Source organism: Rhizobium sp. CC-YZS058, from assembly GCF_034720595.1.
Lineage (GTDB): Bacteria > Pseudomonadota > Alphaproteobacteria > Rhizobiales > Rhizobiaceae > Ferranicluibacter.
The window spans coordinates 3,830,370-3,849,434 of record NZ_JAYESJ010000001.1; the positions used below are offsets into that span (position 1 = coordinate 3,830,370).

Annotated in this window: 17 protein-coding genes; 5 read left to right on the plus strand and 12 right to left on the minus strand. The window is 64.6% G+C overall.

Translation table 11 applies throughout. The features are described from left to right. The first annotated feature begins 46 nt into the window (after positions 1 to 46). Genes U8330_RS18295 through U8330_RS18305 form a run of 3 tightly spaced genes read left to right on the plus strand, consistent with a single transcriptional unit; the run spans position 47 to position 3,485 of the window. Entirely contained in the window at positions 47 to 1,840 is a 1,794-nt protein-coding gene (locus U8330_RS18295; RefSeq protein WP_323106670.1) for a YbhB/YbcL family Raf kinase inhibitor-like protein, read from the plus strand. Between the two features lie 32 nt (positions 1,841 to 1,872). Further along, positions 1,873 to 2,913, plus strand: a complete 1,041-nt coding sequence (locus U8330_RS18300; RefSeq protein WP_323106671.1) for an alpha/beta hydrolase — start codon at positions 1,873 to 1,875, stop codon at positions 2,911 to 2,913. Between the two features lie 23 nt (positions 2,914 to 2,936). Then, positions 2,937 to 3,485 carry a DUF4142 domain-containing protein gene (locus U8330_RS18305; protein WP_323106673.1) on the plus strand — a complete coding sequence of 183 codons (549 nt, stop codon included), beginning with the start codon at positions 2,937 to 2,939 and terminating at the stop codon, positions 3,483 to 3,485. 52 nt (positions 3,486 to 3,537) lie between these two features. On the opposite strand, the gene hydA is transcribed toward U8330_RS18305, so the two are convergent. From hydA to U8330_RS18330, 5 genes are all read right to left on the minus strand, one after another. Continuing rightward, on the minus strand, positions 3,538 to 4,953 hold the full coding sequence (gene hydA, locus U8330_RS18310) for a dihydropyrimidinase (RefSeq protein WP_323106674.1): 1,416 nt from the start codon (positions 4,951 to 4,953) through the stop codon (positions 3,538 to 3,540). A 23-nt stretch (positions 4,954 to 4,976) separates the two neighbouring features. After that, complete coding sequence (locus tag U8330_RS18315; protein ID WP_323106675.1) at positions 4,977 to 6,242, minus strand: cysteine desulfurase-like protein; 1,266 nt, start codon at positions 6,240 to 6,242, stop codon at positions 4,977 to 4,979. A gap of 133 nt (positions 6,243 to 6,375) precedes the next feature. Next, positions 6,376 to 7,116 carry an amino acid ABC transporter ATP-binding protein gene (locus U8330_RS18320; protein WP_323106676.1) on the minus strand — a complete coding sequence of 247 codons (741 nt, stop codon included), beginning with the start codon at positions 7,114 to 7,116 and terminating at the stop codon, positions 6,376 to 6,378. Further along, positions 7,116 to 7,787 (minus strand): amino acid ABC transporter permease, encoded by a 672-nt coding sequence (locus tag U8330_RS18325; RefSeq protein ID WP_323106677.1) that lies wholly within the window; start codon positions 7,785 to 7,787, stop codon positions 7,116 to 7,118. The genes U8330_RS18320 and U8330_RS18325 overlap by 1 nt, the downstream gene beginning before the upstream one ends. Positions 7,788 to 7,949: 162 nt before the next feature. Continuing rightward, positions 7,950 to 8,750, minus strand: coding sequence for an ABC transporter substrate-binding protein (locus tag U8330_RS18330; RefSeq protein WP_323106678.1), 801 nt, complete (start codon positions 8,748 to 8,750; stop codon positions 7,950 to 7,952). A 153-nt stretch (positions 8,751 to 8,903) separates the two neighbouring features. Here U8330_RS18330 and U8330_RS18335 point away from each other — a divergent pair, with 153 nt between their 5' ends. Next, a complete protein-coding gene (locus tag U8330_RS18335) occupies positions 8,904 to 9,602 on the plus strand; it encodes a FadR/GntR family transcriptional regulator (RefSeq protein WP_323106679.1) in 699 nt (232 codons plus the stop codon). 23 nt (positions 9,603 to 9,625) lie between these two features. Here U8330_RS18335 and U8330_RS18340 read toward each other — a convergent pair whose 3' ends face one another. From U8330_RS18340 to U8330_RS18370, 7 genes are all read right to left on the minus strand, one after another. Beyond that, the gene (locus U8330_RS18340; RefSeq protein WP_323106681.1) at positions 9,626 to 10,282 is read right to left on the minus strand and encodes a phosphoribosyltransferase family protein; all 657 of its coding nucleotides are present in this window, start codon (positions 10,280 to 10,282) and stop codon (positions 9,626 to 9,628) included. Beyond that, positions 10,279 to 10,950: an energy-coupling factor transporter transmembrane component T gene (locus U8330_RS18345; RefSeq protein WP_323106682.1), complete on the minus strand. Its 672-nt coding sequence runs from the start codon at positions 10,948 to 10,950 to the stop codon at positions 10,279 to 10,281. Before U8330_RS18345 ends, U8330_RS18340 begins: the two co-directional genes overlap by 4 nt. Continuing rightward, positions 10,937 to 12,472, minus strand: a complete 1,536-nt coding sequence (locus U8330_RS18350) for an ABC transporter ATP-binding protein (protein WP_323106683.1) — start codon at positions 12,470 to 12,472, stop codon at positions 10,937 to 10,939. The genes U8330_RS18345 and U8330_RS18350 overlap by 14 nt, the downstream gene beginning before the upstream one ends. A gap of 17 nt (positions 12,473 to 12,489) precedes the next feature. Then, on the minus strand, positions 12,490 to 13,062 hold the full coding sequence (locus U8330_RS18355) for an aminotriazole resistance protein (protein ID WP_323106684.1): 573 nt from the start codon (positions 13,060 to 13,062) through the stop codon (positions 12,490 to 12,492). 109 nt (positions 13,063 to 13,171) lie between these two features. Continuing rightward, positions 13,172 to 14,470, minus strand: a complete 1,299-nt coding sequence (locus U8330_RS18360; protein WP_323106685.1) for a Gfo/Idh/MocA family oxidoreductase — start codon at positions 14,468 to 14,470, stop codon at positions 13,172 to 13,174. A 107-nt stretch (positions 14,471 to 14,577) separates the two neighbouring features. After that, positions 14,578 to 15,627 (minus strand): UV DNA damage repair endonuclease UvsE, encoded by a 1,050-nt coding sequence (gene uvsE / locus U8330_RS18365; RefSeq protein WP_323106686.1) that lies wholly within the window; start codon positions 15,625 to 15,627, stop codon positions 14,578 to 14,580. Beyond that, positions 15,624 to 16,697 carry a phosphoesterase gene (locus U8330_RS18370; RefSeq protein ID WP_323106687.1) on the minus strand — a complete coding sequence of 358 codons (1,074 nt, stop codon included), beginning with the start codon at positions 16,695 to 16,697 and terminating at the stop codon, positions 15,624 to 15,626. The genes uvsE and U8330_RS18370 overlap by 4 nt, the downstream gene beginning before the upstream one ends. Before the next feature lie 187 nt (positions 16,698 to 16,884). On the opposite strand from U8330_RS18370, the gene U8330_RS18375 reads away from it, so the two are divergent. Continuing rightward, a complete protein-coding gene (locus U8330_RS18375) occupies positions 16,885 to 19,059 on the plus strand; it encodes a putative bifunctional diguanylate cyclase/phosphodiesterase (RefSeq protein ID WP_323106688.1) in 2,175 nt (724 codons plus the stop codon). The last annotated feature ends 6 nt before the right edge of the window (positions 19,060 to 19,065 follow it).

The following is a 19,065-nucleotide window of genomic DNA, read 5'->3' on the forward strand; positions in this document are numbered from 1 at the left end:
AAAGAGGAAGGACATAATTGCGCTGGCATCACGGAGGCACCCGCACATGAAATCCGCTCTGCTCAGCACCATCGCGCTGCTCGCTCTTCTTCCTGCCGTCGAGGCTGCGCACGCCCAGCAGGGCGATGGCACCGAGCTGCAGATCACCACCAATGTGTTCAAGCCCAACAAGGTGCAGCCGACCAGCGACCGGATCAAGGCGCTGAAGCTGCCGGAAGGCTTCACGGTGGCGCCCTTCGCACAGGGGCTGGGCAATGCCCGCATCGTTGCGGTTTCGCCGGAAGGCTTTGTCTATGTCAGCCGGCGCGAAGAGGGCGATGTGCTGCTGCTGAAGGACGAGAACGGCGACGGCAAGGCCGACGGACCGCCGATTACCGTTGCCAACCGTGCGCAGGCACATGGCCTCGCCATCAAGGATGGCACGCTCTATCTCGCGACCGTCAAGGAGGTCTTTACCGCCAGGATCGAAAAGGACGGGACGCTGGGGCCGCTGACGATGATCATCGGCAACCTGCCCGATGCGGGACAGCATCCGAACCGGACACTCGCCTTCGGTCCGGACGGCATGCTCTATATCTCGATCGGCTCCACCTGCAATGCCTGCAACGAGAGCAACCCGGAAAACGCGACCCTGCTTCGTGCAACGCCGGACGGCAAGAGCCGCACCATCTTCGCCTCCGGCCTGCGCAACACGATCGGTTTCGACTGGAACCCTCAGACAGGCGAGCTCTGGGGCCTCGACCACGGCATCGACCTTCTGGGCGACGAGGTGCAGCCGGAAGAGCTGAACAGGTTGGAGCGCGGCAAGCAATATGGCTGGCCGCATGTCTACGGCGCCGGCGACATCTACCCCCAGTCCACGCCCGTCGGCGGTGTCACGAAGCCGCAATGGCGGGATCAGAGCGAACCGATGGTGATCGGCTACACCGCCCATGCGGCACCGATGCAGATGGCCTTCCTGAAGGGCAGCGGCTTTCCGGCCCAGTATGAAGGCGACGCCTTTGCCACGATGCGCGGCTCCTGGAACCGCAATCCGGCCTCCGGCTACGAGGTGGTGCGCATCCATTTCGAAAAGGGTGAGCCGACGTCGATCGAGCCGTTCCTCGGCGGCTTCCTCACCGATGGGGGCAAGACCCATTTTGCCCGGCCCGTCGGCCTCGCCTTCGCCAAGGACGGCGCACTGCTGATGAGCGACGATGTCAACGGTGTTCTCTACCGGATCGCCTATGACGGCGCTGCCCCGAAGGCCGCAGCGGCAAAGCCGGTGCCGGCGGAGGCCATGACCGCGCAAGGCAAGAAGGGGTTCGACGTGCCGCTGGCGCTGCAGCGCCCCGAAACCGAGACGAAGGGCGCGCTCGCCGTTTCTTCCACCGCCTTCGAGGCCAAGGGCGATATTCCGCTTCGTCACAGCGAATATGCCGAGGGCGTTTCGCCGCCCTTGCGCTGGGAGAGCGTGCCGGAGGCGGCCTCTTATGCGATCATCATGGAAGACCCGGATTCCAAACCGGCAAAACCTTTCGTCCACTGGCTCGCATGGAACATTCCGGCCGGCGTGACCAGCCTGCCGGAGGGGCTGCAGGAGCAATTGCGGCTCAAGGAGCCGGAAGGCGTGCTGCAGGGTCGCACGACTGCTGGCACGCACGGCTATTCCGGGCCGAAGCCGCTCGCCGGCGATCCCGCCCATTCCTACCATATCCAGGTGCTGGCGCTCGATTCCCTCATCGACCTGCCGCCGACGGCCGATCGGGACCAGCTGCTTGCTGCGCTTGCCGGCCATGTTCTTGCCAAGGGCGAGCTGGTCGGCCGCTACGCCCAGACCGTTGCGCCGCCGAAGCCATAATGGCTGCCCCCTCCGTCAACGAAGGACCGACCATGATCCGCACCCGTTCCCTCCTGTCCGCAGTCGGCCTGGCGCTGGTTCTGCTGACCCCTGTGGCCGCCGCCAGCCAGGACGCGAAGCCCGATCCGCAGATGCAGGCGGTGCTCGATGCGCTGAAGGCGCTTGAGGCAAAGCCCTTCCACACGCTTTCCGTGCCCGAGGCCCGCACCCAGGCAAGCCCGGCGGATGCGGCGCGCACCGTGCAGCGCGACAAGGCCGTCTCCCCCGATCCGGAGGCCAAGGTCGCCACGCGCGATATCGCCATTCCGAGCCCGGGTGGCGCCTTGCCCGCGCGTGTCTATCTGCCGGAGGGCAAGGGCCCCTTCCCGGTCGTGCTCTATTTCCACGGTGGCGGATGGGTGGTGGCCGACCTCAACACCTATGATGCGACGCCCCGGGCGATTTCGCTTGGCGCCAAGGCGCTGGTTCTCTCCGTGGACTACCATCACGCGCCGGAATCGAAATTCCCTGCCCAGCACGAGGATGCCTGGGCCGCCTATCTCTGGACCGTGGAGAACATTCACACGCTGAACGGCGATGCCAGGCGGATAGCGGTCGCCGGCGAAAGCGCCGGCGGCAACCTTGCCGCCAATGTCGCCTTGATGGCCAAGGAAAAGAAGACCACTGAGCCGGTCCACCAGCTGCTCGTCTATCCGATTGCCGGCAAGGACCTGACCACGCCGTCCTATCAGCAGAATGCCGATGCCGCGCCGCTCGGCAAGGCGGATATGGAATGGTTCATCTCCCATGTCTTCGCTTCCAAGGACCAGACGGCCGATCCGCGCATCGATCTCGTCTCCCGCAGCGACCTTTCCGGCCTGCCGCCGGCGACGGTGGTCACTGCGGAGATCGATCCGTTGCGGTCGGAGGGACAGGCCTTCGCAGAGAAAATGCGCGCGGCCGGCGTGGCGGTGAACCTGATCGACGTGACCGGTGTGACCCACGAGTTCTTCGGCATGGGCAAGGTGGTCGACAAGGCCAAACAGGCGGTCGACGCCGCCAATGCCGATCTCGTCAAGGCTTTTGCAGAATGACCGGAGCGCCAAGGAACCCCGCGATGACCAAGACCGCCTTCAAAGCCGCCGTTCTTTCGCTGTCCTTCGCCCTGGCAGCCCCGTCCGCCTTTTCGGCAACAATCCCGGCCAAGCCGCCTGGCGATGCCGCGCCTGTCACGACCATGGATCGCGCGACATTCTTGAAGGTTCTGGCCAGCGCCAACGCGTTCGAGATCCAGTCGAGCAGGATCGCGCGCGAGAAAAGCCGATCGGCGGAGATCAGCCACGTGGCGGAGATGATCATCGCCGACCACACCAAGGCTGCCGACAGGCTGAAGGCGACCCTGACCGGCAAGGGCGTTCCCATACCGCCGGCGACGCTGTCTCCCAAGCTGAAGACGATGATCGATCAGCTTAACGCCGCGGATTCCAAGGTCTTCGACCGGCTCTATCTCGATATGCAGGCGCAGGCGCATCAGGAGGCGGTGGCCCTGTTCCGCACCTATGCCGGTACCGGCGACGATCAGGAGCTTGCAGGCTTTGCCCGGGAGACGCTGCCGAGCCTCGAAACCCACCTCGCCCATGTGACACGGCTGGTTGCGCAAGGCTGACGGTCCGGCCGCGTCGGCGCCATGCTGCATCGTGGGGCCGGTCCTTCGAAGCCTAGGCGGCCGGGCGGACGAGCGCCGACTTGCCGCGTGGCAGATAGTGTCCCTGCGGCTGGTCGGCTCCCGCAAGCGCACCATCCTGCATGACGGTTCGACCCTGCACCAGAAGTCGCACCGGCCAACCTTCCACCTCCAGCCCTTCATAGGGCGTATAGTCCGCCCCGTGCTGAAGGAGATCGTTGCTCAGCGTCACCCGCTTCTCCGGGTTCCACAAGGCGATGTCGGCATCGGCGCCGATGGCGATCGTGCCCTTGCGCGGATAAAGCCCGTAGAGCTTGGCATGGTTGGTCGCGGTCAGGGCGACGAACTGATTGAGATCGATCCGGCCCTTGCGCACGCCCTCGGAAAACAGGATCGGCAAACGGGTGCCGACGCCTGGAATGCCGTTCGGGATCCAGCGGAAATGCCGCTTGCCCTTCTCGTTCAACTTGCCTTCCGCATCATCGAAACGGAAGGGGCAATGGTCGGAGGAGAAGAGGTCGAACACGCCCTGCTCCAGCCCCTCCCAGCAGGCGTCCTGGCTCGCCTTGTCGCGCGGCGGCGGGGAGCAGACGAACTTTGCTCCTTCGAGCGCTTCCTGGTCGAGATCGTCGGCCGTCAGTATCAGATATTGCGGGCAGGTTTCACCGGCGATCTTCTGGCCGCGCTGGCGGGCACGGCGGATCTCCTCCATCGCCTCGCGGTTCGAAACATGGACGATGACGATCGGGACGTCGACGATTTCCGCCAGAGACAAGGCCCGATGCGTCGCCTCGCGTTCGGCCGCGATCGGCCGGGTGCTCGCATGGAACTTCGGCGCGAACTTGCCCTCCTCCTCGTGCCGGCCGATCAGGTAGCGGATCGCGTCCTCGTTTTCGCAATGGACCATGACCAGCGCGCCGGTGCGCCGCGCCGTGTCGAGCGTGGCGAGGATCTCGTCATCGCGCAGGCGCAGTCCCTCATAGGTCATGAAGACCTTGAGCGAGGTGTAGCCATCCTCCACCAGGGCCGGCAGCTCCTGGCCCAGCACCTCCGGCGTCGGGTCGGTGATGACCAGGTGGAAGGCAACATCCACATGGCATTTGTTCTCGGCCTTGGCATGATAGACCTTCAGGGCCTCGCGCAGCGTCTGGCCCTTCTCCTGCATGCAGAAGGCGAGGACCGTGCTGTTGCCGCCGATCGCCGCCGAGCGCGTGCCGCTTGCAAAATCATCGGCCATGACGATCCCGTCTCCGGACGGCTGGTCGAGATGGACATGGCTGTCGATGCCGCCCGGCAAAGCGAGGAGGCCGGTGGCGTCGATCACCTCGTCGGCCTCGGTCAGGCCCAAAGCCAGCGCGACGATGCGCCCGTCCTTGATGCCGATATCGCTGGTGAAGCTGTCGCTGGCCGTCACCACCGTTGCATGTCGGATCACCGTGTCGAAGCGCATGGCCGTTCTCCTATCCGCCTGTTTCAGCTTGCCTTGGCGAGACCGGCCTCGCTAGCCAGAATACGGTCGAGCGCGGCCGTGAAGCGGTCGACCTCCTCGACCGTGTTGTAATGCACCATCGAGACGCGCAGCATGCCGCCATGATCGGTCAGGCCGAGATATTCGGCCAAGCGACGCGAGTGGAAATCGCCGAAGCGCATGGCGATCTGTTCCTCGTCCATCGCCTTGCACAGTTCGCCGGCCTCGCGCCCATCGAAGCGGAAGGCGATCGTCGGCACGCGCTGGCTGTCCCGGTTGACCGGCTGGCCGACGATCGTGCAGTCGTTGCGGGTCCGCAGATAGGCGAGCAGCCGCTCGGTCAGCGCATCTTCCTGAACGGTGATGGCGCCATAGGCCGCCTCGATCTTCTCGCGCACCGTGCCGGTCTCGCCGGCCTTTTCGCCGAGCGTTGCGAGGTAATCCAGGATGCCGCAGGTGGCATAGGCGAGCTCGTAGTTCGGGTTGCCCGGCTCCAGCTTGCCCGGCACTTTGTCCTTGCCGTAGAAATAGTGGTAGAGCGTGTCGAGCTCGAGCAGCAGCTCATACTTGCCGTACATCAGGGCGTAATGCGGCCCGTAGGTCTTGTAGAGGCTGAAGACATAGTAATCGGCATCGAAGGCCTGCACATCGACGGCGCGGTGCGGCGCATAGGCCACCGCATCCACGCAGAGTTTCGCGCCGCGGGCATGGACGAAATCGGCGATGGCGCGGACCGGATTGACCGATCCCAGAATATTGGACACGTGGGTGACGCAGACGAGCTTCGTGCGGTCGCTCATCAGCGGCGCGAGATCGTCGAGTTCCAGCGTCAGCGTGTCCTTGTTGAGCGGCCAGATCTTGAGAACGACGCCGATCGCCTGCAGCCGGTCCCAGGGGCCGATATTGCTCTCGTGATCGCTGACGGTGATGATGATCTCGTCGCCGGGCTGCAGCTGGCTCTGCATGGCGCGGGCCAAATTCTGCAGGAGCGCCGTGGTCGAGGAGCCAAAGACGATTTCTTCAGGGCGGCGTGCATGGACGAGATGCATGGCGGCGGTGCGAGCCTCGTAGAGTGCCTTGGCCGCAGCCTGGGACACGGCATAGGAGCCGCCGATCTGCACGTTCTTCTCGATCAGGAAGGTGTTGATGCGCTCGAGCGCGCCCTTGAGGATCTGCGATCCGCCGGCATTGTCGAAGAAGGTCCAGCCGCGGTTGAGACCCGGAAACTGGCTGCGGACATAATCGAGGTCGAGCGGGGTGTTGGTGGACATTGGGTGAAACTCCCGGACTTTTCTTGTTCGAGCATGCTGCCGAAAAGCTTTTGCGGTTTTCGGCATCATGCTCTGCTTCTTGGTTCGAGGCCGGATTCAGATTTCAGGTCGATCCGACCTGAAATCATCCGGCCTAGTGATTGAGCACGGCGCGCAGGAAGCTGCGGGTGCGCTCCTCCTGCGGGGCGTCAAAGATCTGGGCCGGCGGACCGGCCTCCACCAGCCGACCGCCATCCATGAAGATGACGCGATCGGCCACCTGGCGGGCAAAGCCCATTTCGTGGGTGACGACGACCATGGTGACGCCGGTGCCGGCGAGCTTGCGCATGACATCCAGCACCTCGCCGACCATTTCCGGGTCGAGCGCCGAGGTCGGCTCGTCGAAAAGCAGCACGCGCGGCTCCATGGCGAGCGCGCGGGCAATGGCGACTCGCTGCTGCTGGCCGCCGGAAAGCTGACCGGGGAATTTTTCCGCCTGCTCGCCGATGCCGACACGGGACAGGAGGTCGCGCGCCTTGCGCTCGGCCTCGGCCTTTGTCGTGCCGCGCACCCGCATCGGCGCCAGCATGACATTCTTCAGCACGCTCATATGCGGAAAGAGGTTGAAGGACTGGAAGACCATGCCGACTTCCGCCCGCACCTTGGCGAGCGCCTTGCCCGGCGCAACGCGGATGCCATCGACATCGATCGTGCTCTCCGGCGCGAAGGCCTCCAGATGGTTGATGCAGCGGATCAGCGTCGATTTGCCCGAGCCGGACGGCCCGATCACGCAGACGACCTCGCCCTCGGCGATATCGAGGTCGATGCCGTGGAGCACGGTGAAGGTTCCGTAGGCCTTGGTGAGGCCGCGGATGGAGATGATCGAACCGGACATCAGCGCTTCCCCCGGGCAAAATGCTTCTCGAGCCGGGCGACGACCGCGACCATGGGCCAGAGCAGCGCCACATAGATGATGGCCGCGCCGATGAGCGGCGTCGGATTGGCCTGAAGCGCCTGGGCTTGGGTCGCCTGCTTGAGCAGGTCCGGCATGGCGACCACGGAGGCGAGCGCCGTGTCCTTCATCACGTTGATGCAGTTGTTGGTCAGCGGCGGAATGACGATGCGGACCGCCTGCGGCAGGATCACATCGACCATCATGTCCTTGTTCGACAGGCCGAGCGCGGCGGATGCCTCGAACTGGCCATGCGGAATGGCCTCGATGCCCGCCCGGAAGATCTCGGCCGTATAGGCGGCGGAGACAAGCGACAAAGCGGTGACGGCCGAGAGAAAGGGCGACAGCCGGATGCCGATGAAGGGCAGCGCGTAATAGACGACGATCAGCAGCACGAGCAGCGGGATCGACCGGAAGATATCGATATAGATCCGGATCAGCGTCTTGGCGGCTTGAGGGGCGTAAAGCCGGGCGATCGCCAGGAACAGGCCGCCGATCAGGCCGACGATGATGCTGGTCACGCCGATCTGCAGCGTGATCAAGAGACCTGACAGGAGCTGCGGCAGGCTGGCGAGCAGCACCTGCCAATTGAAGAAGGTATTGATGAGCGTCATGGCCGCTAAGGCTCCCCGGGCAGGAGGCGGACCCGCAAGGCGGGACCACCCCGTCCGATGCAGGATGGCGAGCAGGTCCGGCTGACGTGCCGGAACCTGCTGTCGTGGCGGGAGGATGAACCGTTCCGGCGAAGGACCCGCCGGAACGGTCGGCTAAGCCGCTTACTTGGCCTTCGGCATGTCGAGAACGGCGACCGTCGAGGTGGTGTCTTCGGCCTTGGCGCCGAACCAGCTCTCGTGCAGCTTGGCGATGAAGCCTTCGCCCTTCAGCTTGGTGATGACCTCGTTGACCTCGGTGGCCAGCGGATCGCCCTTGTTGAACATGATCGAGTATTTTTCGCCGGTCGGGATACGCTCGACGACCTTCAGCTCCGGCTTGTCCTTCACGTAATAGAGAAGGGCCGGAATATCGGAAATATAGCCATCGACGCGGCCGGCCACGAGGTCGAGCATGGCGGGCTGCAGGCCTTCGAAGCGGCGGATTTCGCCGAGCTTGTATTCGCCCTTGTGAGCTTCGGCCCACATGTCGCCGGTGGAGCCGGTATCGACGCCGACGACCTTGTCGCCCATGTCCTTCAGGCCGGTAATGCCGGACGCGGCCGTCACGGTCAACGACTGGTCGCTGTCGTAGTAAGGCTGGGCGAAGGTGACCGAGGCCAGGCGCTTTTCCGTGATCGTGATCGAGGAGATCGCCATGTTGATGCGGCCGGACTGGACGGCCGGGAAGAGACCGTTGAACGGCGTGTTGACGAATTCGACCGTCTTGCCGAGACGCTTGGCGATCTCGTTGACGAGGTCGACTTCGAAGCCGGTGACCTTGCCGCTGGCATCTTCGAATTCCCACGGCACGTTGCCGATATTGGCGCCGACAGTGAGATCGGCGGCGTTCGCCGCGCCGACCGAGCCGAGGAGCGCGAGGAAGCCGGTCAGCACCGAAAGAGTGCGGGTGGTTGTGCGTGTCATGAGAGTTCCCCTTGTTTTATGAACGTGACTCATTCACCATGGTCTAACTGGTCAGACCAGTCAGGCCAAAAAAGCATGAAGCTTTCGGCTTGGCAATGGCCTTTGAAAATTAGATTTTGATGGTGACGCCGCCAAACCCCGCACGGGATGAGAATGTTCAACAAGACGCTTGTTCCCCAATCGGTCGCCCGGGACCTCCAGACGATGATCCAGACCGGAGCGCTGAAGCCCGGCGAGAAGATCCCCTCGCAGCGCGAGTTTTCCCAGAAGCTCGGCGTCAGCCGCGCCTCCCTGCGGGAAGCCTTGCTGACGCTGGAAACGTTGGGGCTGTTGAAGACCGAAGCCGGCCGCGGCACTTTCGTCACCGATCCGGCGGAGAGCGCGCAAGGGGCGTCCGGCGAAATGGCGCCCTGGCGCTATTCCGATCGCTATTCGGTGTTCGACGTCTTCCAGACGCGCATTCTGCTCGAGGGCGAGATCGCCCGGCTTTCCGCCGGGCGACTGGCGGAGCTGCAGCTCGACCAGATGGAGCGCGCCACGCAAACCATGGAGGAGTGCTGGGCCCGGCAGGACCGGCTCGCCAATGTCGAGGCCGACCTCGCCTTCCACGGCATCATCGTCTCTGCCTGTTCCAACGCCATGTTGCAGGCGCTCTACCACACGGTGCGCGACCAGGTGACGGAGACGCAGCGCCAGCCGATCCCGATCACCGATCCCGAGCGGATGAAGGATTCGATCGACGAACATCGCCGCATCATCGCCGCACTGCGCGCCAACAACGGGCCGGAAGCAAAGCAGGCGATGGAAAGCCATATCCGCAACACCGCCCGCTGCGCCGGTCTCCTTCCCTAAGCCTGCGCTCTCGCGATGTGCTTTCAAGGCAGGAAGGTCGTGGGGATGGGCTGCCACCGGCCATCGATCTTCGTGAATTGCGGGATATGGGCAAGGCTGTGGATCAGCGCTGCATCGTCTTGAAGCGTTGCTTCCCAGTCCCGCGCTTCGGTCAGGATAACGCCGACCCCGACGACGATTCCCCCTGCCTTTCGCACCAGCTCGATCGAGCCCTTCAGGCTGGAGCCGGACGCCACGACGTCGTCCACCACCACGACGCGCTTGCCGGAAAGCAGCGGCGCTGACCGCCGGTCGAGCAGCAGCTTCTGCTCGCCCTTGGAGGTGATGGAGGAGATGGTCTGGACCAGCGCATCGCCAAGATGGATCTTCGGCGACTTCTGCAGCACCACATAGTCATCAAGCCCGAGCGCGCGGCTGACCTCGATCGCCACCGGAATTCCAAGCGTCGCAGCGCCGACGATGACCTCCGGTTCGAGCGGCGCCAGTTTGGCGGCCAGCGCTTGGCCGACATGTTCGCCGAAGCGGACGCCGAGGTCGATCACCATCATCAGCGAGATGGCGAAGCTGTCGGTGATCGAGACGATCGGCAGCTCGACCGTACGGCCTGCCACATCGACCGACCAGCGTTCACCGGTGATGGGAGAGGAGGATGCCGTCGCGGCAGGGGAATCGTCTGTCATTGTGGTCTGTCCTTGATGGTCAGCGAAGGCTCGACGAGCAAGCCCACATGGCGCCAGGTGGTGCGCTTGCGGCGCATGTCGAATCCATAGAGCGAGAGTGAGATGGAGATGGCATGAGCCATGCGGATCGCCTGCACCAAGAGCGGCACGCCGCGTGCGAGCGCGAAGCGCAGGCGGGTGGGAAACGGCACGTCGTCGATTTCCATGCCGCGTGCCCGCTGCGCATCGGCGATCCGCTCGAAATCCTCGCGCAGCATGGGAATGATGCCGAATGTGAGCGAGAGAACCAGGGTGACGACGGGCGGCAGCCGCGCCGCACTGGCAGCTGCCAGAATCGAACCCGGCGAGCTGGTTTCCATGACGAAGAAGAAAGCCGCCGTGGTTGTCACCAGTCGCGCCGCCATGCCGAGGGCGGTGAGGAGCGCCGGCGCGAGGGCCATGCCCTGGAGCATGAGATTGAGCATCCAGCTCGCCAAGACAAGAAGCACGAGCAAGACCACGCCGCGCAGATAGGCGTTTAACCCCGGCACATGAATGAGCCAGAGAAAGACGAGCGCGCCGAGCGCCAGGGGTACTCCGAAGCGCCAATCCGGTGCAAGCCATGCGGCGAGCATGACGAGAAAGGCGAGGGCAAGCTTGACGAAGAAGTTAAGCTCATGAAGCTGCATGATGCCACTCCGTCTGCGCAAGGAATCGGGGCTCTGGCCAGCCAAGTGCGCGGTAGGCCGGGCTCCGCCAGGCGGCGATGGTGTCCCCGTCATAAGTGATCCGCCCCTCATCGAGCAGCAGCACCCGGCCTGCCCGCTCGGCTGCAAGTTCGAGATCATGCGTGATGAGCAGGACGGCTCGGCCGGAGGCGCAGGCACCGTCGATAAAGCGATCCAGAAGCCGCTTGCCGTTGAGATCGCGGGCCAGAAGGGGTTCGTCGAGGATCGCAAGCGCGGCGCCGGAAGCCTCTGCACAGGCGAGCCCCAGCAAGGCCTGCTGGCGCGTCGACAAGGCGAAGGGGTTGGTCTGTGCCAGACCGGACAACCCATAGGCCGCAAGCGCCGTCTCCGCCTTTTCCAGAATGGCTGGGTCCTTCGGCATCACCGGCGAGGCGGTGATTGCGAAGGTGACCTCCTGCAGCACCGTCATGTTGAACAGGATACGCCGCATGATCTGTGGCAGATAGGCGATGGACCGGGCGCGACGGGCCGCTGTCCAGCCGCCGGCATCAGCCCCTCCGATCGCAAGTGTCCCGCCAGTCACCGCGGCCAGGCCGAGGATCGACTGGAACAGCGTGGTCTTGCCTGCACCGTTGCGGCCGATCAGCGCCACGCATTCGCCGGCCCGGATGGTCAGGTCGATCTCTTCCAGCACCGGACGGCCCGTTGGTCGTTGAAGGGCTGTTCTCAGTTTCTTGACGCAGAGCAGGGTCCGGCCGAGCGGGTAAACCTTCGCCGCCGCTTGGCGCCTGAAGGGAGGCAGCAGGCCCGCATCGGTCCAGGCCGCCCCGTCTGCCATCAGTCCGGCCTTTGGCTGCAGGGAGGAGAGGACGCCGGACGCCAGAAGCGCGATCTCGTTGATCGCCGGTGCGATTGCCGCCGCATCCTGTTCGGCAATCAGCAGGGACGGGATCTCGGCACCGAAGGTGGCGAGGCTGCGCAACAGGCGCTGACGGGCCGCCGGATCAAGGCCCGTGGTCGGCTCGTCCAGCACCAGAAGGCGGGGCGCCGCCGCCAGTGCGGCCGCAATGGCCACCATGCGCCGTTCCCCGCCGGAAAGGGTCAGCACCCGCCGCCCCTTGAGATCATGAAGCTCGAGCCCGTTGATCAGGGTCGCAAGGCGGGCACGGATCTCCGCCCGGCCCACCCCGCGGTTTTCAAGCGGAAAGGCGATCAGATCCTCGACGCTCAGGTCCCAGACCTGATCTTCCACCGCCTGGGCAACGAGGCCGATCGTCTGGAAGAGGCTATCTTTCGAGACGGTCCGCACCGGTTGGCCGTCGAGCTCGATGCTGCCGGAGATCGTATCGGGTCGCACCAGGCGCGGAATGATGCCGGCTGCAGCCTGTAGCAGTGTCGTCTTGCCGCTGCCTGCCGCTCCACAGACAAGCAGCCTTTGACCGGCGGCGATGGAAAGATCGGCTCCGGAAAGGGCGAGCGTGCCATTCCCGTAGCCGACGCTGAGATTGCGGAGATCAAGCACGTTGCATGCAATCCGGGTCAGAAGCGCTGGAAGCCGGAGGGATGGGCGCTCTTCAGGATCTTGAGCGCCGGAATGACGAGCAGCGGCGTTCCGATGATCATGGGGACGATGTCCGAAAGGCCGAGATAGCCGAACGCCCACCAGAAGGGAAAGATGCCGAGATAGGCAAGGCTGGCTGAAACGGCGAGCACCATGACGATCCCGACCACGAGGCAGGTTGCCGCAATTTTAGCCAAGGTCGTGCGGGTCATCGACACGGTCTTCGGATCGAAGAGCAGGCCCGGAACGAGGCCGGTGAGCCCCACCATGATGCCATCGACGATCAGCGAATGAGCGGGAATGAACGTGCCGGCCAGAAGTGACCAGACGATCGTGCCGAGATAGCCACAGATGAAGCCGCTGCGCCAGCCGAGCAGGATGCCGACGAGCGGCGGAAGAAAGGCGAAGATGCGCCACTGAATGACCCCGGGGACCAGCTGGATCGGGTTGGCATAGGCCCAGAGCACGCCGGTGGCCGCAGCGGCGACGATGGACAGGACGATGGGAAAGAGCGTGTTGCCCTCGGTTTCGGCAAGCGCAGTGTTGGACATGGAGTTCCCCTTTTTTGTTCAAGGGGATGAACGCAAGTTCCATGCCAGGATAAGTTTCGGCTAACCCTCGCCAGCGGGCAGAGCTGCCCGCAGACGAGAGAACGGCGGCTCAATCGAGCTTCACCATTGCCGGTGGACCGCGGAAAGCGTCGATTTTGTCGATTTCCGCGAGGCGGACCGGTTGGCCGGTTTCGGCGGCCTGGTAGATCGCTTCCATCAGGACATGGTCCTGCACGCCCTCCTCGCCCGGCGTGCGGGGCCGTCGATCCTCAAGAATGCAGGTCGCCATGTGATCGATTTCGGCGGCAAACTGGTTCGGCACCTGCAGCCGCAACTCCGCCTTCTGCGTGGCATTGCCCTCGCGGCTGGTGATGACGAGGGACTGGCCCTCATAGCTGTAGGCATTCGGCATATCGGCAACGGCGGTCGCGAAGTTCAGCCGCTGATGCTTGTCGTCCCGTGCGCCATAGCTGGTCAGGCAATTGACCATGACATTCGAGGGAAAACGCAGCGTGAAGGACACCGTCTCCTCCACCTCGGCAAAGCGCGGATCGCCGGGTGGGCTGAAGAGACTGGCGCTGATTTCCACCGGCTCTTCGCCTGTCAGGAAACGCGCGGTGTTGAGGCAATAGAGGCCGATATCCGGCAAGGCGCCGCCGCCGGACATGGCCTTCTTATGACGCCATTGTTTCTCGCCATCTTCGGCGACCGTCTGCACATTGGTGGAGGACATGCCGACCAGCCGGCCGAAGCGCTGGCCGCGGACGAACTCCGCGAGCCGCAGATTGTACCCTTCATACTGGATGCGATAGGCGATCATCAGCTTGACGGAAGCCTTCTCGCAGGCCTCGACCATCTTGCGCGCTTCGGCCGAGTTGACCGACATCGGCTTTTCGCAGAGCACATGCTTGCCGGCCGCCGCCGCCCGCTCGGTGTACTCCCGATGCATGCCGTTCGGCAGCACGATATAGACGGCCTTGATGGCCGCATTGTCCTTGATCCGGTCGAACTCTTCGTAGCTGTAGCAGGCCGCGGGGTCGATCCCGTATTGGCGCGCCACCGTCTTCAGCTTTTCCGGAGTGCCGGACACGAGCGCCACCACCTTGGCCTTCGTGCAGTGCGAAAAAGCGGGCAGCAATTGCTCGAGCGACAGGCGCCCGAGCCCCACCAGCGCAAAGCCGACCCGCTCTTCCGGCGGCAGAGGCGCCGGCGGCGGCGGGGATGGCGTATCGGCGGGCGCGCGCCAGGGATCGAACACCACCGTGTCCCCTTCCACATGGCCAATATCGACCTCGGACGGGGCGGGATACGTCTCCGCGCCGGCGCGCCCGGCAACCAGAAGACCGGCGGCACCCGCCGTGCTCCATTTCAAAAGATGGCGTCGATCGAGTGTCGGCGTCTTGGGCATGGTTGTCTCCTCAACGGGCTTTTCAAGAGCTGCAACTTCCAATGGCGAAACCGGTTCGCGGCATAAGCCGGCAGCGCTTCACGATCCAGTGACATGGGCAGCGTGCCTTATGCTCCGGCGCCCTCGTCCACTTCGTCCAGCACCTCGTCCTCCTGCGCTTCGAGCGCCGCCTCTTCGGACGGTTCCAGCCCGAAGCGGGCGGCGACGTCGGGGGCGTAGCGCAGCAGGTCCGGGCGCAAGCGCAGCAGGGCAAGGTCCTTCGCCTTGGCCTCCAGCATCACATCGAAGTCCAGTCCTTCGGCCACGCGCATGAAGGTGGCGAACTCGAACGGATTGACGAAATCGGCATGGCCGGTGAAGACCGGCGCCACATGGCGAACCGTCTTCTTCCGCGTGGTCTTGTCGAGGCGGATCTGTTCGCGCAGCTCGGTGCGCGGCGAGGAGAAATGGATCTTGGGCTGCTGCCCGGATGGCCAGCTGGCGAGTACGGCTTCCAGCGTCTGCCTGAGATCGGCGCGTTCCGGATTCAGGCACCAGAAATGCTGATAGTCGAAGATCAGCCGCACGCCGGTTTCGGCATGGATCCACAAGACATCGGCAGCGGAAAAGCGCAGGTCGTCATGTTCGAGCACCAGGCGCCGGCGCACGGGCTCCGGCAGGATCTTCCATGTTTCGGCCCAGCGCGCCCGGCTCGTGGGAACGTCGCCATAGGTGCCGCCGACATGGATGACCATGACCGCCTCGGGCCCGAGCTCCATCAGGTCCAGCATCTCGGCCTGGGAAACGAGGTCGGCAATGCTCTTCTGCACCAACGCAGGGTCCGGGCTGTTCAGCACGACGAATTGCGAAGGGTGGAAGGAAAGCCGGATATCGAGCCGCTTGGCCTTGTCGCCGATCGCCCGCAGCTCGTCTGCGCTCTCTTTCACCATGCCGTGGAAGGCCGGCAGATCGGGGTGGGTGGCATAGGGCGCCAGATCGGAGGACATGCGGTACATGCGGATGTCGTGCCGATCGAGATGATCGAGGATCTGGTCGACATAGCCGAGCGAAACTTTAAGATGCGGCGCGCTGGCATGGCGGCGCGTGTCGTTGCTCTTCAGGTCGTCGCGCGCCATGACCTTGACCGGGAAACCCAGCCGCGAAATCCGTGTGGTCATGGGGTCGATCCTTCCTTCACATGCATGTCCGGCCCATAGCCCAGGCGGTCGACGAACAGGTTCCAGTCATCAAAGCGCAATGCGCCGCCGGAGGCGGCCTTGTGGCCCTTGCCATATTGTTCGTCCGCACCCGGCGGCCGCATCGTTTCGAGAAAAGCGAGGAGATCGGCGCCGCGCGGGGCACGGGCTGCAAAATGCACCCAGCCCGGCCTGTAGCCGAAATTGGCGGCGATCACGATGTCGCTGCGCAGCCGCCCCGTCCAGCTCTGGGCGATCAGCGGATGGATCTGGCAGGGAGAGGAAAAGCGGATGAGCGCCACCGGCCCGACGATCTTCGGCGGCGCCCTGCGCGCCTCGTCCACCGCCTGGCGAACCTCGTCGCGCGCGGCAAGCAATTGGGCGGTTTCGGGGTGCCGGCCATCCAACACGGCCTTGGGGCCGTCGGCCTTCATCAACAGGGCGAGCGCCGGGCCGGCATCGCCGCTTGCCGAGCGGCGCGGCGCATTGACCAGCGCCGCTGCCTTGCGCAGTGCCGTGATGCCGAGTGCCCGTGCGGCCTCCATTTCCGCAAAGCCGCTCTGTTCTGCCATGTCGCCGATCAGCCCGATCGCCGCCAGCCAGAGCAGCGGCTCCGCATCGCCAAGGCTCTGCGCGCAGCGGAAGGCAAGCAGGCTGGAGGTTGGGACCGGATCGTCGGCAATGCCGCTGATGACCGTCGCCTTTTCCGGAAATCCGGTCGGCTCATGGTGATCGATCAGCACCACCGCCAGATCGCCGACGGAAAGAGCCGAGGAAACGCCGAGATCGGCGATGATCAGACCGGTGATCTCGCCTGAGGACTGGCGCGCCTGAACTTCGGCGGCGAAGACGGCGGAGAAGGCGTTCTCCCCCTTGCCGACGATGCGCGGCACGGGCTTCACCCCGGCCGCCGCAAGGCTCTTGATCAGGATGACGCCGGCAGACAGACCATCGGCGTCGTTATGAAAAGCGAGAAGCGGCCGGGGCCCGAGGCTTCCGAGCGTTTCGGCGAAGATCGAGGGCGGGGCGATGGACGAGGGCGGCTGGGTCACGCGGCCACAACGTGCTCGCGCCGGCTTTGATCCCGGCTTTTCTCGCTCATCGACACAGTATTCGACACTCCGATCTCACCTGCTGCGTGCGGAAACGGACTTTACACGTCTGTAACCATCTCCTTTCCAATGCTCTTAAGGCGAATTCGCTACATTTGACGCAAATCCGAACCAGGATCATGCGGACATGGACAGACTACAGGCACGTTGGGTTCTCAGATGGGCGCTGCCGGCGCTTCTCTCGGTGGCGATCTGCGGCCTGCTCTTTGCCGCCCTGACCTGGGCTGCGCGGCAGGCGGACGATGTGGCCGCCGCGCGGCAGCACGATCTCGTCGCCCTGACTGTCTCCAAGCTGCGGGCGGCGATTGCCCATGATCAGGAAAGTGCGACGGTGTGGGACGATGCCGTGCAGCACACGACCGACCGTGACCTCGACTGGCTGGACGGCAATCTCGGCAAGTGGATGCACAGCTATTTCGGCCATGACGCCGCCATCGTCACCACCTCTGCCGGTGCGCCGCTCTATGCCTTCATGGCTCCGGGCGCGGACGTGCCAAGCGCCGAAGCGTTTCACCAGGCTTATCTGCCGCTCCTCACGCGCCTGCAGGCGCGGCTTGCAGCCGGCGATACCGAGGGCACAAGCGACCGGGTTCTTTCGATCGGCGAGGCCGATCTGACCCATGTCGGCGGCCGCCCGGCGATCGTCAGCGTCAAGCCGATCGTGTCGGACTCCGGCGAGATCGAGCAGGTTCCGGGCAGCGAGGCGCTGCATGTGGCGGTGCGTTTCCTCGATCGCGACCTGCCGGCCGAGATCGGCAAGGAGTATGAGTTCGAAGACCTGCAGTTCAGCCGCACGCGCACGCAGGATCCACAGCTTTCCGTCATTCCGCTGGCCTCCGCCTCGGGCGAAATCATCGGCTATTTCCAATGGCGGCCGTTCCGTCCCGGCCACACGGTGCTCGAGACCACCTCGCTGGCGCTCGGGCTGGCGCTTCTCTTCATCTTCAGTGCTTCGAGCTTGGCCGGCAACGCTCTCTGGCGCCGCTCCAGCCGGCTTGCCGCCAGCCAGACCGCCCTGCGCCACCAGGCATCGCATGACAGCCTGACCGGACTCGCCAACCGCGCCTCTTTCTCCGAACAGCTGGCAGAGCGGCTGACGGCCTCGCGGGCGGAAACCGCCCATTGCGTTTTGTTCGTCGATCTCGACCGGTTCAAGGAGGTCAATGACACCTTCGGCCATCCGGTCGGCGACCGGCTGATCACGCTGGCCGCAGCCCGCATGACACGGCTTCTGCCGCAAGCCACGATCGCCCGGATCGGCGGCGACGAGTTCACCATTCTTCTCGACCAGGACAGCGTGCCGCGCGCGGAAGAGATTGCCGAGGAGATCGTGAAGGGGCTCAAGCAGCCGTTCGAGATCGATGATGTGCATGTGGTCATCGGCGCCAGCGTCGGCGTCGCGCTCGAACGCGGCCCCTGCGATCCTGTGGAACTCACGCGCCGCGCCGATATCGCGCTCTACCATGCCAAGGCCGCCGGCCGGAATGCCTATGCGATCTTCGGCTCCCATATGGACGCGCTGCTGCGCAAGCGCCGCACCCTGGAGCAGGATCTGCGCGACGCGGTGGCCGAGCGCACGGCGATCGAGGTGGTCTATCAGCCGGTCTATGACGCCGATGGCAGCGGTCCCAAATCGCTGGAGGCACTGGTGCGCTGGAACCATCCGACGATGGGGCCGATCAGCCCGGCCGAGTTCATTCCGCTTGCCGAGGAAACCGGTCTGATTCACGAGATCGGCGCCATCGTCATAGACGAGGCCTGCAGCACGCTGGCGGAACTGCCCGGCATCACGCTGTCGATCAACGCCTCCTCGATCGAGCTGCAGACGGCCTCCTATCCGCTGAAAATCCTGACGGCGCTTGCGCGCTGGGGCCTGCGAGCGGAGCGGCTGGAAATTGAATTGACCGAGAGCGTGGCAGTGGCCGACAAGGCCCAGCTTGCCCGCAGCATCCGCCTGCTGCGGGAGGCCGGCGTCACCATCGCCATCGACGATTTCGGCACCGGCTACTCGACCTTCTCGCGCGTACAGAGCTTCGATATCGACCGTATCAAGATCGACAAGTCCTTCATCGACGAGGTCGATCAGGGCAACAGCCGCGCGCTGGTTGCGGCCATGATCCATATGGCGCAGGCCAAGGGGCTGAAGATTACCGCGGAAGGCGTGGAAACGGCCGAACAGCAGGAAACGCTGAAAGGGCTCGGATGCGACAATCTCCAGGGCTTCCACCTGTCCCGCCCGCTGTCGCGCGCCGCCCTGCGCGCGCTGGTGCTGGGCCAGACGACGGAGATCAGGGCCAGCTGAGCGGCC

Bases quoted from the DNA above. Each gene is read 5' to 3' on its own strand.
- U8330_RS18360 (WP_323106685.1), bottom strand. From the start codon at position 14,470: ATGCCCAAGACGCCGACACTCGATCGACGCCATCTTTTGAAATGGAGC.
- U8330_RS18315 (WP_323106675.1), bottom strand. From the start codon at position 6,242: ATGTCCACCAACACCCCGCTCGACCTCGATTATGTCCGCAGCCAGTTT.
- U8330_RS18335 (WP_323106679.1), top strand. From the start codon at position 8,904: ATGTTCAACAAGACGCTTGTTCCCCAATCGGTCGCCCGGGACCTCCAG.
- U8330_RS18375 (WP_323106688.1), top strand. From the start codon at position 16,885: ATGGACAGACTACAGGCACGTTGGGTTCTCAGATGGGCGCTGCCGGCG.
- U8330_RS18340 (WP_323106681.1), bottom strand. From the start codon at position 10,282: ATGACAGACGATTCCCCTGCCGCGACGGCATCCTCCTCTCCCATCACC.
- U8330_RS18330 (WP_323106678.1), bottom strand. From the start codon at position 8,750: ATGACACGCACAACCACCCGCACTCTTTCGGTGCTGACCGGCTTCCTC.
- U8330_RS18345 (WP_323106682.1), bottom strand. From the start codon at position 10,950: ATGCAGCTTCATGAGCTTAACTTCTTCGTCAAGCTTGCCCTCGCCTTT.
- U8330_RS18295 (WP_323106670.1), top strand. From the start codon at position 47: ATGAAATCCGCTCTGCTCAGCACCATCGCGCTGCTCGCTCTTCTTCCT.
- uvsE (WP_323106686.1), bottom strand. From the start codon at position 15,627: ATGACCACACGGATTTCGCGGCTGGGTTTCCCGGTCAAGGTCATGGCG.
- U8330_RS18300 (WP_323106671.1), top strand. From the start codon at position 1,873: ATGATCCGCACCCGTTCCCTCCTGTCCGCAGTCGGCCTGGCGCTGGTT.
- U8330_RS18305 (WP_323106673.1), top strand. From the start codon at position 2,937: ATGACCAAGACCGCCTTCAAAGCCGCCGTTCTTTCGCTGTCCTTCGCC.
- hydA (WP_323106674.1), bottom strand. From the start codon at position 4,953: ATGCGCTTCGACACGGTGATCCGACATGCAACGGTGGTGACGGCCAGC.
- U8330_RS18355 (WP_323106684.1), bottom strand. From the start codon at position 13,062: ATGTCCAACACTGCGCTTGCCGAAACCGAGGGCAACACGCTCTTTCCC.
- U8330_RS18320 (WP_323106676.1), bottom strand. From the start codon at position 7,116: ATGTCCGGTTCGATCATCTCCATCCGCGGCCTCACCAAGGCCTACGGA.
- U8330_RS18325 (WP_323106677.1), bottom strand. From the start codon at position 7,787: ATGACGCTCATCAATACCTTCTTCAATTGGCAGGTGCTGCTCGCCAGC.